This window comes from Paracidovorax wautersii, assembly GCF_031453675.1.
Taxonomy (GTDB): domain Bacteria; phylum Pseudomonadota; class Gammaproteobacteria; order Burkholderiales; family Burkholderiaceae_C; genus Paracidovorax.
In genome coordinates this window covers 186,068-201,181 of record NZ_JAVIZX010000001.1, presented here as the reverse complement: position 1 = coordinate 201,181, position 15,114 = coordinate 186,068, and the positions used below count along the sequence as shown (strand labels likewise).

At 68.0% G+C, this 15,114-nt stretch carries 13 protein-coding genes, 1 tRNA gene and 1 pseudogene; 4 read left to right on the top strand and 11 right to left on the bottom strand.

What is annotated here, in order from left to right; genetic code table 11:
* Positions 1–5: 5 nt before the first annotated feature.
* Both QE399_RS00940 and QE399_RS00935 read right to left on the bottom strand, forming a co-directional pair.
* A pseudogene (locus tag QE399_RS00940) lies at positions 6–801 on the bottom strand (ABC transporter permease).
* A 71-nt stretch (positions 802–872) separates the two neighbouring features.
* On the bottom strand, positions 873–1,835 hold the full coding sequence (locus tag QE399_RS00935; RefSeq protein WP_309825448.1) for an ABC transporter permease: 963 nt from the start codon (positions 1,833–1,835) through the stop codon (positions 873–875).
* A gap of 252 nt (positions 1,836–2,087) precedes the next feature.
* On the opposite strand from QE399_RS00935, the gene QE399_RS00930 reads away from it, so the two are divergent.
* The gene (locus tag QE399_RS00930) at positions 2,088–2,372 is read left to right on the top strand and encodes a YfhL family 4Fe-4S dicluster ferredoxin (protein ID WP_309825447.1); all 285 of its coding nucleotides are present in this window, start codon (positions 2,088–2,090) and stop codon (positions 2,370–2,372) included.
* An 89-nt stretch (positions 2,373–2,461) separates the two neighbouring features.
* On the opposite strand, the gene pth is transcribed toward QE399_RS00930, so the two are convergent.
* From pth to QE399_RS00895, 7 genes are all read right to left on the bottom strand, one after another.
* Positions 2,462–3,103 (bottom strand): aminoacyl-tRNA hydrolase, encoded by a 642-nt coding sequence (gene pth, locus QE399_RS00925; RefSeq protein ID WP_309825446.1) that lies wholly within the window; start codon positions 3,101–3,103, stop codon positions 2,462–2,464.
* Positions 3,104–3,239: 136 nt separating this feature from the next.
* A complete protein-coding gene (locus QE399_RS00920; protein ID WP_309825445.1) occupies positions 3,240–3,872 on the bottom strand; it encodes a 50S ribosomal protein L25/general stress protein Ctc in 633 nt (210 codons plus the stop codon).
* Positions 3,873–4,025: 153 nt separating this feature from the next.
* On the bottom strand, positions 4,026–5,000 hold the full coding sequence (locus tag QE399_RS00915; protein WP_309825444.1) for a ribose-phosphate pyrophosphokinase: 975 nt from the start codon (positions 4,998–5,000) through the stop codon (positions 4,026–4,028).
* A gap of 47 nt (positions 5,001–5,047) precedes the next feature.
* Positions 5,048–5,124 (bottom strand) — tRNA-Gln (locus tag QE399_RS00910).
* Between the two features lie 37 nt (positions 5,125–5,161).
* Positions 5,162–6,013, bottom strand: coding sequence for a 4-(cytidine 5'-diphospho)-2-C-methyl-D-erythritol kinase (ispE, locus tag QE399_RS00905; protein ID WP_309825443.1), 852 nt, complete (start codon positions 6,011–6,013; stop codon positions 5,162–5,164).
* A gap of 6 nt (positions 6,014–6,019) precedes the next feature.
* The gene (locus QE399_RS00900; protein ID WP_309825442.1) at positions 6,020–6,538 is read right to left on the bottom strand and encodes a lipoprotein insertase outer membrane protein LolB; all 519 of its coding nucleotides are present in this window, start codon (positions 6,536–6,538) and stop codon (positions 6,020–6,022) included.
* Entirely contained in the window at positions 6,535–8,331 is a 1,797-nt protein-coding gene (locus tag QE399_RS00895) for a tetratricopeptide repeat protein (protein WP_309825441.1), read from the bottom strand. The genes QE399_RS00900 and QE399_RS00895 overlap by 4 nt, the downstream gene beginning before the upstream one ends.
* Positions 8,332–8,360: 29 nt before the next feature.
* Here QE399_RS00895 and mutM point away from each other — a divergent pair, with 29 nt between their 5' ends.
* The 3 genes from mutM to mutY all read left to right on the top strand — a co-directional run bounded on the left by mutM (position 8,361) and on the right by mutY (position 12,351).
* Entirely contained in the window at positions 8,361–9,182 is an 822-nt protein-coding gene (mutM, locus tag QE399_RS00890; RefSeq protein ID WP_309825440.1) for a bifunctional DNA-formamidopyrimidine glycosylase/DNA-(apurinic or apyrimidinic site) lyase, read from the top strand.
* Positions 9,183–9,292: 110 nt separating this feature from the next.
* Positions 9,293–11,254, top strand: coding sequence for a dynamin family protein (locus QE399_RS00885; RefSeq protein ID WP_309825439.1), 1,962 nt, complete (start codon positions 9,293–9,295; stop codon positions 11,252–11,254).
* On the top strand, positions 11,251–12,351 hold the full coding sequence (gene mutY / locus QE399_RS00880; RefSeq protein ID WP_309825438.1) for an A/G-specific adenine glycosylase: 1,101 nt from the start codon (positions 11,251–11,253) through the stop codon (positions 12,349–12,351). The genes QE399_RS00885 and mutY overlap by 4 nt, the downstream gene beginning before the upstream one ends.
* A gap of 131 nt (positions 12,352–12,482) precedes the next feature.
* On the opposite strand, the gene rapZ is transcribed toward mutY, so the two are convergent.
* Together rapZ and recN are read right to left on the bottom strand one after the other, a co-directional pair.
* The gene (gene rapZ / locus QE399_RS00875; RefSeq protein WP_309825437.1) at positions 12,483–13,346 is read right to left on the bottom strand and encodes an RNase adapter RapZ; all 864 of its coding nucleotides are present in this window, start codon (positions 13,344–13,346) and stop codon (positions 12,483–12,485) included.
* 3 nt (positions 13,347–13,349) lie between these two features.
* Positions 13,350–15,113 carry a DNA repair protein RecN gene (gene recN / locus QE399_RS00870; protein WP_309825436.1) on the bottom strand — a complete coding sequence of 588 codons (1,764 nt, stop codon included), beginning with the start codon at positions 15,111–15,113 and terminating at the stop codon, positions 13,350–13,352.
* Position 15,114: the final 1 nt, after the last annotated feature.

The following is a 15,114-nucleotide window of genomic DNA, read 5'->3' as shown; positions in this document are numbered from 1 at the left end:
GGGCGTCACCGCCGGCGCGCGAGCTTGGGGTCGAGCAGATCGCGCAGCCCGTCGCCCAGCAGGTTGAGGCCCAGCACGGCCAGCGCGATGGCCACGCCAGGCCACACGGCCAGCAGCGGCGCCTGGAACATCAGCGTCTGCGCCTCGCTGAGCATGCGGCCCCACGAGGGCTCCGGCGGCTGCGTGCCCAGGCCCAGGTACGACAGCGCGGCCTCCGCCAGGATCGCCAGCGCGAACTGGATGGTGGCCTGCACGATCAGCACCGGGGCGATGTTGGGCAGCACATGCTCCCAGGTGATGCGCCAGCGGCTCTTGCCGCAGGCCCGGGCGGCCAGGATGAAATCACGCGACCACACGGCCTGGGCCGAGGCCCGCGTGACCCGCACGAAGGTGGGTATGTAGAAGATGCCGATGGCGATGATGGCGTTGACCAGCCCCGCGCCGTAGACTGCCGCCAGCATGATCGCCAGCAGCAGGGCCGGGAAGGCGAAGGTGAAGTCCGCCAGCCGCATCACGGCCTCTTCGACCCAGCCGCGCCGCGCCGCTGCCAGCAGCCCCAGGCCCGCGCCCGCCACCAGGCCGATACCCACGGCGATCACGCCCACCAGCAGGGTGCTGCCCGCGCCGGCCAGCAGCAGCGAGGCCACGTCGCGCCCGAAGGCGTCCGTGCCCAGCCAGTGCGCGCCCGCCGGGCGGCAGCAGCTTGGCGTCCATGTCCATGTCGTAGGGCGAATAGGGCGTCCACACCTGGGCCAGGCCAGCTGCCAGCAGCAGCAGGGCGGTGAGCACGGCACCCGCCATGAAGCTGCGGTGGCGCAGGGCACGCTGCCACAGGCGCTGCGCCGGCAGGGTCGCGGGGGCCGCGGCGGCGCTCACAGCCCGTTCGCCTTCACGCGGGGGTCGATGGCCGCATACAGCAGGTCGACCACGAAGTTCACCACGATCACCATGGCCGCCAGCAGCAGCACGCAGTTGCGCACCACGATCAGGTCGCGGTTGGCGATGGACTGGAAGATCAGCCGGCCCAGGCCGGGCAGGTAGAACACGTTCTCGACCACGATGGTGCCGGCCAGCAGGTTGGCGAACTGCAGGCCCATCACCGTCACCACTGGGATCATGGCGTTGCGCAGCACGTGGCCCCAAAGCGCTGCGCGCTGGGACAGGCCCTTGGCCCGCGCGGTGCGCACGAAGTCCTCGCGCAGCACGTCCAGCACGGCCGAGCGCGTGATGCGCGCCAGGATCGCGGCCTGCACCACGGCCAGCGCAATCGCCGGCAGCAGCAGGGCCTGCAGCGCCTGCGCGGGGCCGCCGCCGCTGGCTTCGGTCCAGCCCGGGAAGCCGCCCGCGGAAAACCACTGCAGCTTCACCGAGAACAGCAGGATCAGCAGGATGGCGAACCAGAAGTTGGGAACCGCGATGCCGAGCTGCGCCAGGCCCATCACGCCCACGTCGCCCCAGCGGTTGTGGCGCGCGGCGGCATACAGGCCCGCGGCGATGGCCAGCACGGTGGCCAGCAGCATGGCCAGCACGGCCAGGGGCACGGTCAGTGCCAGGCGCTCCAGCACCAGCTCCTGCACCGGAGTGCCATAGGCGTAGCTGTTGCCCAGGTCGCCCCCCACCAGGCCGCCCACCCACTGCAGATAGCGTTGCAGGGCGGGCTGGTCCAGGCCGAGCTGGGACGACAGGGCGGCCACGGCCTCGGGCGCCGCGTCGGGCCCCATGAGGACCTGGGCCGCATTGCCGGGCAGGATCTCGAGCACCAGGAAGACCACGACGGAGGCGCCGGCCAGCGTGGCGACGAGCGTGAGGAACCGCTTGAGGAGAAAAAGTCCCATGGAATGTGTGAGCACTGCAGGTGCCTGGGGAGTGGCCCTGCGCATCGGTGGGGCGCGTCGGCATGCCGCCGCCGCGTGGGCCGCAGCATAGCGGCAAAACCGGGGCCGCATCGTCTGCAAGCCCTGGCCCGTGGCTTGGTCATGCCGGGATCAGGGGCTTGCGCGGGCATTGGATAATCGGGGCATGTCTGCCCTGATCGCCGCCCGCCCGCTGACCGTTGCCGCTGCGCCCCACAGCGCAGGAGGTGCGGCATGGCGCTGATGATCACCGACGAGTGCATCAACTGCGACGTCTGCGAGCCCGAGTGCCCCAACGATGCCATCTACCTGGGCGAGCACATCTACGAGATCGACCCGGCCAAGTGCACTGAGTGCGTGGGCCATTTCGACGAGCCGCAGTGCGTGCAGATCTGCCCCGTGGCCTGCATTCCCGTGAATCCACAGCACGTGGAAAGCCGCGAGACGCTGTTCCAAAAGTACCAGCGCCTGCAATCGGCGGGGGCGACGCCTCCTGTCGCGCCCGTCTCGCCCACCTGAAGGTGCGAGGCGTATTGCTCACCTATTGATAGCTGGTGGCGCTTTTGTATCAAGCGCCAGAGGCCATTTTGGCTTGAAGTTATAGGGGCTCAGCTCGCGGCGCCGCCTTCCAGTGCGGGCGCGGGCGCGGCGGCCGGGCGGGGTGGCTTGGGGCGCGGCGGCTTGGTAGTGTGCACCTGCTGCGTCGCCTTCTCCATGTCGCCCGCGAACAGGGCCGGGCAGGCCTTGAGGGTATGGGCGATGCTGTCCTCGATGAGCGTGCGCTGGTCGGGCGCGGGCTTCTTCAGCACCCAGTTGACCACCTCCGCCTTCACGCCGGGATGGCCGATGCCGATGCGCAGCCGCCAGTAGTCCGCGGAGCCCAGCTGCGCGTGGATGTCGCGCAAGCCGTTGTGGCCGGCATGGCTGCCGCCGAACTTGAGCTTGGACTGGCCGGGCGGAATGTCCAGCTCGTCGTGCGCGACCAGGATCTCCTGCGGCGTGATCTTGAAGAAGCGTGCCAGAGACGCCACGGACTTGCCCGACAGGTTCATGAACGTCTGTGGCTCCAGCAGCCACACGCTCTGGCCGTTCACGCTGGTACGGGCGACCAGGCCGTGGTAGCTGCGTTCGGGCACCAGCGAGACCTTCAGTTCCCGTGCCAGTGCATCGATCCACCAGAAGCCCGCGTTGTGGCGGGTGGCCTCGTACTCCGGCCCGGGATTGCCCAGGCCCACAAACAGTTTGATCATGCGGCGATTATCCGGTGGGGTGCGTGCAGAACGTCTTGCACAAAGCAAACGGCCCACTGTGCGTGGGCCGTTTGCTTTGTGGCGGGTCACCGATGCATCGGTGGCCCGTCCCAGAGAGTAGAAGTCAGCGCAGGGCTTACTTCTTGCCCTTCTTGGCAGGAGCGGCTGCGGGAGCAGCGGCGCCTTCGGCCGGGGCTTCCACTTCAGCGGCCGGGGCCACCACGGACACCAGCACCGGGTTCAGCTTGCCACCGCGGATCACGGGGGACACGCCCTTGGGCAGCTTGATGTCCTTCAGGTGCAGGGCGGAGCCCTTTTCCAGCTTGGACAGGTCCACAGCGATGAATTCGGGCAGGTCCGAAGGCATGCAGGTCACGTCCAGTTCGGTGGCGACGGGGTTGACCATGCACTTGTCCACCTTCACGGCGGGCGACTCTTCAGCACCGCTGAAGTGCAGTGGCACCTTCATGTGCAGCTTGGTCTTGGCGTCCACGCGCTGGAAGTCGATGTGCAGCACCAGTTGCTTGAAGGGGTGGTACTGCACGTCGCGCAGCAGAACCTTCGAGGTCTGGCCGTTGAGTTCCATGTCCAGCACGCTGGAGTGGAACGCTTCCTTCTTCAGGGCGTGCCACAGGGCGTTGTGATCGATCTCGATCAGTTGGGGTTCGGCAGCACCACCGTAGACGATGCCGGGGGTCTTGCCCGAAATGCGCAGACGGCGGCTCGCACCCGTACCTTGCTTGGCGCGCTCAAAAGCGACGAAGTTCATAGTTGGCTCCTGAAAGAGTCGGCCGCGACCAGCCTGACCCTGTTGATAAAGACCTGCGGCGCCACACGGCGCCCGGCCTGCTTGGTGTTCCCGAACAACGCACAAGCCTCCCGAAGGAGGCCTGGCATGCTTTTCCGCCCAGGGCGGAAAGGATCAGAAAAGGTTTTCCTGGTCCGAGAACAAACTCATGACCGACTCACCCTTGGCAATGCGCTGGATCGTCTCTGCGATCAGCGGGGCCACGGAGAGCTGGCGAATCTTGGTGCATCCCCGCGCGGCATCGGCCAGGGGGATGGTGTTGGTCACGACCACCTCGTCCAGGGCGGAGCCCTTGGAGATGCGTTCGATGGCGGGACCCGAGAAAATGGGGTGCGTGCAATAGGCGTACACGCTCTTGGCGCCGCGCTCCTTGAGCACTTCGGCCGCCTTCACCAGCGTGCCGGCCGTGTCGATCATGTCATCCATGATCACGCAGTTGCGGCCTTCGATCTCGCCGATGACGTGCATCACTTCGGACACGTTGGCCTTGGGCCGGCGCTTGTCGATGATGGCGAGGTCGCAGCCCAGCTGCTTGGCCAGCGCACGGGCACGCACCACGCCGCCGACGTCGGGAGACACGACGATCAGGTCTTCGTAGTTCTTCTGGCGCAGGTCGCCCAGCAGCACGGGAGACGCGTAGATGTTGTCGACCGGAATGTCGAAGAAACCCTGGATCTGGTCGGCATGCAGGTCCATCGTCAGGACACGTGCCACGCCCACGGCCTGCAGCATGTTAGCCACGACCTTGGCCGTGATCGGCACGCGGGTGGAGCGCGGACGGCGGTCCTGGCGGGCATAGCCGAAGTAGGGGATCACGGCGCTGATGCGTTCGGCCGAGGCGCGCTTGAGCGCATCGACCATGATCAGCAGTTCCATCAGGTTGTCGTTCGTGGGCGCGCAGGTGGACTGCACGACGAACACATCGCGGGCACGGACGTTTTGCTTGATTTCGACGGTGACTTCGCCGTCGGAGAAGCGGCCCACATCGGCCGCACCCAGCGTGGTGCCGAGGTGCTGGGCAATTTCAGCTGCCATGCCAGGGTTGGCATTGCCGGTGAAAACCATGAAGTCGGGGTGATTGGCTTGCATGAGAGACCCAGCAGTCTGAAAGAAAAAGCCCGTACGCGAAAGGTATTTGGCAGGGGAAGAAGGATTCGAACCTTCGCATGCCGGAATCAAAATCCGGTGCCTTAACCAACTTGGCGACTCCCCTACACGGGTCGATTGCCGAAGGCAATCAACCGATATCTTCAATCTGCTGCCCACCCTGCCAGAGGATGAAGCTCCAGATTTTCACATGCCCTGACTTGCCATGCGCTGGGCGCGTCCCGCAAATCAACAGCCTGTGGCATTTGCGCAAACACCGCACTGCCCGAGCCTGTCATTCTGGCCTGCAATCCCTTTTGAGCGAGCCATTCGATGGCTTGCAGCACTTCGGGGCACAGGGCCTGAGCAACCGGCTGCAGATCGTTTCTACCGAATTGATAGTGTGCTGCAGCAAAGCCTGAGATTGTAGCACGCTCCGAATCCCGTTTAAGTGACTGGCTCGAAAAAATTGATTTCGTATCCAGCCCTGCTTCGGGCTTCACCACTGCGAAGTGACTTCGCGGCAGTGCTTGCTCCAACTCAAGAGGCGCAATTATGTCACCAATTCCTTCTACCCAGGCGTTCTTTCCGCGCAAAAAAAACGGCACGTCGGCTCCCAGCGTGACGCCGATGGCCTCCAGTGCCGCGCGGGGCAGGTGCAGGTTCCACAACCGGTTGAGCGCCAGCAGCGTGCTGGCCGCATCGGACGAGCCGCCGCCCAGGCCGGCCTGGGCCGGCACGGCCTTGCGGATGCCGATGTGCGCGCCCAGGGGGCACTGCGTTGCGGCCTGCAATGCCCGCGCGGCGCGCAGGATGAGGTCGTCCTGCGGCAGCGGGACGTTCAGGTCCTCACGCGTCAGCGACCCATCGCGGCGCAACTCGAAATGCAGCGTGTCGCTCCAGTCGATCAGCATGAAGACCGACTGCATCAGGTGGTAGCCGTCTGCGCGCTGCCCAGTGATGTGCAGGAACAGGTTGAGCTTGGCCGGTGCCGGCACGTCGTACAGCGTGTGCATGTAGGCTCACTGGCTCAATGCGATGCGCAGCGTGGCCTGCGGCGGCGGGCTGAAGCGCTGTGCCATGATGCGGCCATGGGGCAGTGCGCTCAGGTCGGCCTGCCAGCCGGTGGCCTGCACGGGGTCGCCCTGCAGCCAGCCGAACAAGGCGGTGACCGGCACGGGGCCGCCCAGCAGCTCCTGCACCAGCGCATCGAGCGACGCAGAAACGCGTCGTTCCTGGCCCGAGACGAGGACGGCCTGGCCCGGTTCCCACTCCAATGTGGCGATCACATTGCCCAGCGGGTTGAGCAGCGTGAGCTGCCCCCGTTCGGGCCGGCCCTGCAGTTCGAATCCGGCGCTGAACGACTGCGAGGCAGCGTCTTCCACCTGCAACGCCAGGCGGCCGCTCCATTGGTCGGTAGCGCCGCTGGCCGGCGCAGGCGGCTGGCTGCATGCTGCCAGCGCACCGATGGCACACAATGCGGCGAGTACGCGCACCCGGCGCCGGAAACCCCCGGCTGCCACGGCGATGCCCGGGCTCACGGATTCGCTCCGAGCCGTTTCAGCGTGTCTTTCAGCGTGCCGTTGTCGCGGTTGATCTTCAGACCGTCGCGCCAGACCGCGTTGGCCCGCTCGCGCTGGCCCAGCGTCCAAAGCACTTCGCCCCAGTGGGCTGCGATTTCCGCGTCCGGCTGCTTCTTGAAGGCCTCCTCCAGCAGGCGCGCCGCCTCGGCAGCGTTGCCCAGGCGGAATTCCACCCAGGCCAGGCTGTCGGTGATGAAGGGGTCGCCGGGCGCCAGTTCAAGCGCCTTGGTGATCAACTGCCGGGCTTCAGGCAGGCGCACGCCACGCTCGGCCAGGGAGTAGCCCAGCGCGTTGTAGGCGTGGTGGTAGTCGGGCTGCCGGGCGATGATCTCGCGCAGCAGCTTTTCCATCACGTCCAGCTTGCCCGCCTTTTCGGCCAGCATCGCCTGGTCGTAGACCAGATCGTTGTCCTGAGGCTTGAGGGCGACGACGCGCGACTGCAGATCGAAGGCTTCCTGGTGCTTCTGCGCGTCGCGCAGCAGTTGCACCTCAGCCAGCAGTTTGGTGCGCTCGTCTTCGGGCGTGGCGGCGGGCAGGCCTCGGATGAGGGTTTGCGCCTCCGCGAGCTTGCCCTGGCGCGCCAGCAGAGAGGCCCGGCGGGTCTGCGCGCTGAACAGGTCGGCCGTGTTGTCGATCCGGGAGAGCCAGGTTTCCGCCTGAGCGAAGTTGCCTTGCTTCTCGGCAATCTGCGCCTGCATCAGATAGGCCTGGGACAGGGCGCTGCGGCGCGGATCGCCGGCGGGCAGGGGCTCCACCAGCGACTGGAACTGCTGCAGCGAGGCCTGTGCTTCGACCAGCCTCTGCGCCTGCAGGTGCAGCGAGGCCTGCACCAGCCACGCCTCGGGCAGGTCCGGCTTTTCCCGAGTGACCGCATCCACCTGCGCCTGCGCGTCGTTCAGCCGCTGCGTCTCGATCAGCGTGCGCGCGTACGCCATGCGGATTTCCGGCAGCGGGCTGCCCGCCAGATAGCGTGCCAGCAAGGGTTCGGCCTGCGATACGCCTTGCTCGACGAGCAGCATGGACAGCAAGGCGGCGCCGTCGTTGCCTGCTTCCAGGGCCTGGGCCTGCTTGACGGCTTCCAGTGCGCCGGGCTTGTCGTCCGCGACCAGCCGCATGCGTCCGATGGTGGTCCATGCCGTAGGTCCCACGGCCGGATGGGTGAGTTCGTTGGCCAGTGCCTGCTCCACCACCGCCGCTGCCAGCTTCTTGTCGCTGGCCCGGCCATAGAGCGGCGGCAGCGCCTGGATGGTGGCGATGCGCGCGCGCACGGTCGACTGCGCCAATTCCCGCTGCAGCAACTCAGGGGTCTCGCCGATGCGGTTGAGCGCGATCAGGATCTGCAGCACGTAGCGGTTGGCTTCGCGGGACTGGGGCAGCGCTTCCTTCCACGCCTTGGCAGCGATCAACGCGTACTCGGCTGAACGGGACTGCAGCGCGATGTCCGTGGCGCGCCGGTAGAGCTGGCCGTCGCGGCTGCGCCGGGCGGCTTCGAGCATGAGGGCGTAGCCGGTGCCGGGATCGCCCGTGCTGGAGGTCATCTCGCCCAGCAGGATTTCATAGAAGAGTTCTGCGTCCAGGGCGGCGCGGGCGTCGCTGGAGGAGGGGTCGTCATCGGTTTCCGCTGGAGCCGCCTGGATGGGCTCGGGGGGCTGCGATTGGGCCTGAACGGCGCCGGCCGACAGCGCCAGCATGCAGGCCAGAGCAATGGCCTTGAAACGATGAGATTGCACCATCGACCCATAATAATCCATGCCTAGAGTACTTTCCGAAGAGTGTCGATATGCCTGAGTTGCCCGAGGTGGAGGTCACGCGGCGCAGCTTTGCCGATGCGATTGCCGGCGCGCGCATTGGTTCCGTCACCCTGGGCAAGCCGCTGCGCTGGGCGCTGGGGCTCGACCCGGCGCAGCTGGTGGGCCGGCGCGTGGCAGGGGTGCGGCGGCGGGGCAAGTACCTGCTGGTCGATCTGGACGAGGGGGCCGGGCTGCTGCTGATCCACCTGGGCATGTCGGGCAGCCTGCGCTTCGCCCCTAGCCTTCCGCCGCCGGGTGGGCACGACCACTTCGAGATGGTGACCGACCGCGGCGTCTTGCGGCTGCACGATCCGCGTCGCTTCGGCGCCGTGGTGTGGGCAGGTGCCGAGGCGGATCCGGTGGCGGTCAAGCTGCTGCAGGGACTGGGCATGGAGCCGCTGTCGGATGATTTCACGGCGGAGCGTTTCCTGACGGGGCTGCGTGCCAGCCGCACCCCCATCAAACCGCTGCTGCTGGGCGGCAAGCTCGTGGTGGGGGTCGGCAATATCTATGCGTCGGAGGTGCTGTTCCTGGCCGGCATCCGGCCGACGGTGAAGGCGTCGGCCATCGGCCCCCAGCGGGCGCGCCGGCTGCACGCGGCCATCCGCGAGGTCCTGGCACGTGCTGTGGAGCGGGGCGGTACCACGCTGCGGGATTTTTCCAGCGCCGATGGCAACGCCGGCCACTTCCAGCTGGAAGCGAATGTCTATGGGCGCGACGGCCTGCCATGCCGCGCCTGCGGCACCGCCGTACGGCTGCTGCGGCAGGGCCAGCGCAGCACGTACTACTGCATCCGCTGCCAGCGCGCCTGACACCGCAAGGCGCGGCGGGGCAGCGGATCCGGTGCGATCCCTGGGGTGCTATATTTTGTGAACCAGCCCCGCCAGCTTGCGCTGGGCAGGCACTGCGATCCAGGAGCAAAGTGGGACCCTCATTCAACGAACAGTTCGACCAGCACGGCGCCTGGCGACGGGCGTTCGCGCAGCAACTGCAGCAACTCGCCGGGTGGCTGGGCTCGCATGAGCTCATGGACTCGGCGGTGGAGGAGCGTCTGCGGCGCCTGGAGTCTCAGGTGCGCAGCGACAAGGTGATGGTGGCCTTCGTCGCCGAGTTCTCGCGCGGCAAGTCCGAACTGATCAATGCCCTGTTCTTTGCCGACTATGGCCGCCGCATCATGCCGGCCAGCGCGGGCCGCACGACCATGTGCCCCACCGAACTGGGCTATGACCCCGCCAGCCCGCCCAGCCTGCGTCTGCTGCCCATCGACACCCGGCTGCAGCCGCAGGGGCTGGCCGAGTGGCGCCACAGGCCGGAGCGCTGGGTGGAGATTGCGCTGGACGTCGCCCGGCCGGACCAGTTGGCCGAGGCGCTGCAGAAAGTCTCGGAGGTGCGGCGCGTCACGCAGGACGAGGCCCGCGCCCTGGGCTTCTGGCACGACGACGCGCCCGAGGACAACCCCCTGCCCGACGCGCAGGGACGGGTCGAGGTGCCTCTGTGGCGCCACGCGCTCATCAATATTCCGCATCCGCTGCTCAAACAGGGGCTGGTCATCCTGGACACGCCGGGGCTGAACGCCGTCGGCGCGGAACCCGAGCTGACCATCCACCTGATTCCCCAGGCGCACGCCGTGGTGTTCATCCTGGCAGCCGACACGGGCGTGACCCGTTCGGACCTGGCCATCTGGCGCGACCATCTGAGCGCCCCTGAAGGCAGCACCGACGCACGCCTGGTCGTGCTCAACAAGATCGACACGCTGTGGGACACGCTCAACACGGCCGAGCAGGTGCACGAGCAATTGCAGCGCCAGTGCGCCACGTCGGCGGAGATCCTGGGGGTGCCGCTCGATCAGGTGGTCCCCGTTTCGGCGCAGAAAGGGCTCGTCGCCAAGATCCAGTGCGACGACCTGCTGCTGGAGAGCAGCGGGCTGCCGCGCCTGGAAGACGTGCTCTCACAGGGCGTCATGGGCAAGCGGCAGGCCATCCTGCGCTCGACCGTGGCGTCCGGTGTGGCCGGGCTGCGGGCCGAAACCGCGCGTGTCATCAATATCCGCCGCCGCGATCTGGACGACCAGATGCTCGAACTGCGCAGCCTGCGCGGCAAGAATGCGTCGGTCATCGAGTCGATGCGCGGGCGCATCCAGCAGGAACAGCACGAGTTCGAGGCCAGCACGGCCAAGATCCAGGCGCTGCGTGCCGTGCACCTCAAGCTGTTGCGCGACGTGTTCCATCAGCTGGGGCCGCGCTCGCTCAAGGCCGAGCTGGCGGCGCTGACCGACGCGCTGCAGAACCGCGGGCTCAAGCTGGGCGCGCGCAAGGTCTACTTGGAGACCTTCGAACGGATCAAGGCGATCATGGACACGGTCCAATCGTCGGCGACCGAGATCCACGCCATGCTGAACGGCACCTTCCGCCAGCTCAACTCGGAGTTCGGGTTCTCTCTGCAGGTGCCTGCCGCGCCGCAGATGGAGCCCTTCGTGGCGGAGATCGGCCAGATCGAGCAGCGGCATCTGCAATACGTGGGTGTCGGCCATGCGCTGCGTCTTGCGCAGCCCGAGTTCGCGCAGCGGCTGGTGCGTGCGCTGGCCATGCGCCTGCGCACCGTCTTCGAGTCGGCCGCCAACGACTTGGAGCTGTGGAGCAAGTCGGCCACGGCACAGCTGGATGCCCAACTGCGCGAGCGCAAGCGCAGCTTCGCCCGGCGCATCGAGGCCGTGGACCGCATCCAGCATGCGGCCAGCGGCCTGGCGGAACGCATCGGCGAGATCGAGCAGGCGGAGCAGGATCTGGCGCAGCTGGAAACCCGACTGGGAGAGCTGACCTCCCAGCTGGTTGCGCTGCCGATGGCAGACGCCGCCGATACGCAGCCGCAGACCTTGCCGGCATGAGCGGGCAGGAAGACAGCGTCGCCGCGCAGGTCGTGCGGTGGCAGGCAGAGCATGGGCGCAACCATCTGCCGTGGCAGAACACGCGCGACGCCTACCGCGTGTGGCTCTCCGAGATCATGCTGCAACAGACGCAGGTGGCCACCGTGCTGGATTACTACCCCCGCTTCCTGGCGCGGTTCCCCGATGTGGGCGCGCTGGCGGCTGCACCGCAGGACGATGTGCTGGCGCTCTGGAGCGGGCTGGGCTACTACAGCCGGGCGCGCAACCTGCACCGCTGCGCGCAATTGGTGGTGGAGCGCCACGGCGGGCACTTTCCGCGCACCGTGGATGAGCTATCTGCGCTGCCGGGCATCGGCCGGTCCACGGCCGGGGCGATCGCCTCGTTCTGCTTCGGCGTGCGTGCACCCATCCTGGACGCCAATGTGCGGCGCGTACTCACCCGCGTGCTCGGCTTCGACGCCGACCTGGCCGTGGCGCGCAACGAGCGTGCGCTGTGGGAGCGCGCGGAGGCACTGCTGCCGCACGCCGACCTAGAGCGCGCGATGCCGCGCTACACGCAAGGCCTGATGGATCTGGGCGCCAGCATCTGCTCGCCCAAGAAGCCGGCCTGCATCGTCTGCCCATTGCACGAGGCCTGCGTTGCGCGGCGCTCGGGCAACCCGGAGCACTACCCGGTGCGCACGCGCAAGCTGAGCCGCAGCGCGCAATCCTGGTGGTTGCTGCTGCAGCGAGACGGGCAAGGTCGCCTGTGGCTGGAGCGCCGGCCGTCACCGGGCATCTGGGCGGGCCTGTACTGCCCGCCGGTGTTTGCCGACCGCGCGGCGCTGGAGAACCATGTGGCGCAGGCCGGGCTGGCCCGTGCACCGCTGCAGGACCTGTCTGGTTTCCTGCATGTGTTGACGCACCGGGACCTCCACCTGCATCCCGTCGTGGCGCAAGTGGAGGGGAGCGCGCTTCTGACCGGTGCAGAGCAGGGGTCGGTGACCGGCATCGGCTGGTTTGCCCCTGCGGACTGGCCGGATCTGGGGCTGCCCGCCCCGGTACGCAAGCTGCTGGACGATCTGCCCTTGCTGCCGCTGCATCCTACGGTAGGGTGATATCAAAATGATAGCTGTATGCGCTTATTCCATAAGCGCTGCAGCCCATTTCTATCAGAATTCCCCCGCCGCGGCGGGGTCGGGCTCACTCCTGCTCTCGCCGCGGTCACGCCGCCCCGTTTGCCGCCCGCTCAGCGGGCGTCGAGTTCGCGGTGCCTGCGCAAGGTCGGTAGCCGGCCGCCGAAGTCCGCCGCCAGCCGCTCGACCAGATAGACCGAGCGGTGCTGCCCGCCGGTGCAGCCGATGGCGACGGTGACATAGCTGCGGTGGTTCTGCACCATGGCCTGCAGCCAGTGGTCCAGGAACTGCCGGATATGCGTCTGCATCAGGGCGACATCCGGCTGCAGCTGCAGGAAGTCGACCACCGCCTGGTCCTTGCCCGTCAGCTCGCGCAGGCCGGTTTCGTAGTGCGGGTTGGGGAGCATGCGCACGTCGAACACGTAGTCCGCATCCACCGGCACCCCGCGCTTGAAGGCGAACGACTGGAAGATCAGCGTGAGCTGGCCCTGCGCCATCGAGATCAGGCTCTTCACGTAGCTCTGCAGCTGTGCCGAGCGCAGGGCCGTCGTGTCGATCACGTGGGACTGCTCGCGCAGCTCGGCCAGCAGCTCGCGCTCCAGCTCGATCGTCTGGAGCAGGGCCCGCTGGCCCTCGCGCAGATCTTCCTTGGACAGCGGATGGCGCCGGCGCGTTTCGGAGAAGCGGCGCACCAGCGCGTCGGTGGTGGCGTCCAGGAACAGCGACTGCACGCGCACGCCCTGGCTGCGCAGCCGTTCCAGCTGCTGCGGCACCAGGGGCAGGGCGGTGGCGCTGCGCACGTCCATGGCGATGGCCACGCGGTTGCCGTGGTGCTGGTGCTCCAGCGCGACGAACGATGCCAGCAACTCCGGCGGCAGGTTGTCCACGCAGTAGTAGCCGGCGTCCTCCAGCGCGTGCAGTGCGACGGATTTACCGGAGCCGGACATGCCGGTGATCAGAACGATGTCGAGGGCCATGCGTCAGCGCGCTTTCGTCGTGGGTTGGGCCGGGGCTTTTTTCACTGCTGCTTTGCGGGCCGCCGGTGCTTTCGGGGCCATGCCGGCGGACGGAGCATCGGCAAGCGCTGCCGCCGGCCTGGCCGCCCCCTCCAGCATCTCGCGCGCATGGGCCAGCGTGGTGGCCGACACGCGCTCGCCGCCCAGCATGCGCGCCAGCTCCTGGACCCGTTCTTCATGCCGCGCAGGCGTGACGGCGCTGGTGGTTCCCTCGGCGCGCTTGTGCTTGGCTACGACCAGGTGGTGGTGGGCGCAGGCGGCCACTTGCGGCAGATGGGTGACGGCCAGCACCTGGCGGTCGCGGCCGAGCTGCTGCATCAGGCGCCCGACCGTCTCGGCCACGGCGCCGCCGACGCCCGAATCCACCTCGTCAAAGATGAGCGTGGGTGCTTCGCCCAGTTCGCTGGTGGTCACGGAAATGGCCAGCGAGATGCGCGACAGCTCGCCGCCGGAGGCCACCTTGCCGATGGGCTTGGGCGTCATGCCGGGGTGGCTGCTGACCAGGAAGCTGATGGCATCGATGCCTTGCGGTCCGGGCTCGGTGGCGGGCTCCACGGACACCGCGAAGCGGCCCCCGGTCATGCCCAGGCCCTGCATCGCCTGGGTGATGGCCTGCGCCAGGCGCGGGGCGGCCTGCGTGCGCTGCTGCGACAGGGCCCGTGCAGCCTTCTGGTAGACAGCCGCCGTCGTGCGCTCCTGCGCTTCCAGCGCCGCCAGGTCGGCCGCGGAGTCGAGCTGGCGCAGTTCGGCCTTCCAGCCTTCGAGCAAGCCCGGCAGCTCGGCCGGGGTGCGCTTGTAGCGGCGCGCCAGCGACATCCATTGCGACAGCCGCTCATCCAGAGCCTGAAGCCGTTCCGGGTCCAGGTCGGTATGCCGCAGGTAGCCCTGCAGCGAATGGGCTACGTCGCCGGCCTGGGCGATGCAGGACGTGAGCACTTCCCTCATCGCCTGCAGCGCCTCGTCCATGTGCTCATGGTCCTGCAGCAGGTCCTGCGCCTGCGCCAGGCGGCCCAGGGCGCCGCTGTCGTCGTCTTCCAGGGCGCTGAGCGCGCCCTGGGCGCTGTCGAGCAGCGTCTGCGCGTTCGACAGCCGCGTGTGCTGGGCGTTGAGTTCGTCCCACTCGTCCGCCCGGGGGGACAGCTTGTCGACCTCGCCCACCTGCCACTGCAGGCGCTCGCGCTCCTGCTGCAGCGTGTCCTGCGCGGCGCGGGCCTGGGCCAGCGCGCGCTGTGCATCGCGCCACGCGCTCCACAGCACCGCCAGGGACTGGGTCTGCGCGCCGGCGTAGGCGTCGAGCAGGCCGCGTACCGCCTCGGGCCGGGTCAGGCTCTGCCAGGCGTGCTGGCCATGGATGTCCAGCAGGTGGTCGCCGATGGCGCGCATCTGCGCGGCCGTGGCCGGAATGCCGTTCACCCACGCCCGGCTCTTGCCCTGCACATCGATCGTGCGGCGAAGCAGCAAGGTGTCTTCCTGCGGAATGCCGGCTTCGTCCAGCCAGACCGACAGGGCGGCCGGACCGTCGAACTCGGCACAGATGTCGGTGCGCTGCGCACCTTCCCGGATCACGCCGGTATCGGCGCGGGCGCCCAGCAGCATCTGCAGCGCGTCGATCAGGATGGATTTGCCCGCACCGGTTTCGCCGGTGAGCACGGTGAAGCCGGTGTGCAGGTCCAGGTCGAGCGCCTCGACGATCACGAAGTCGCGCAGCGCGATCCGCTTGAGCGCCATG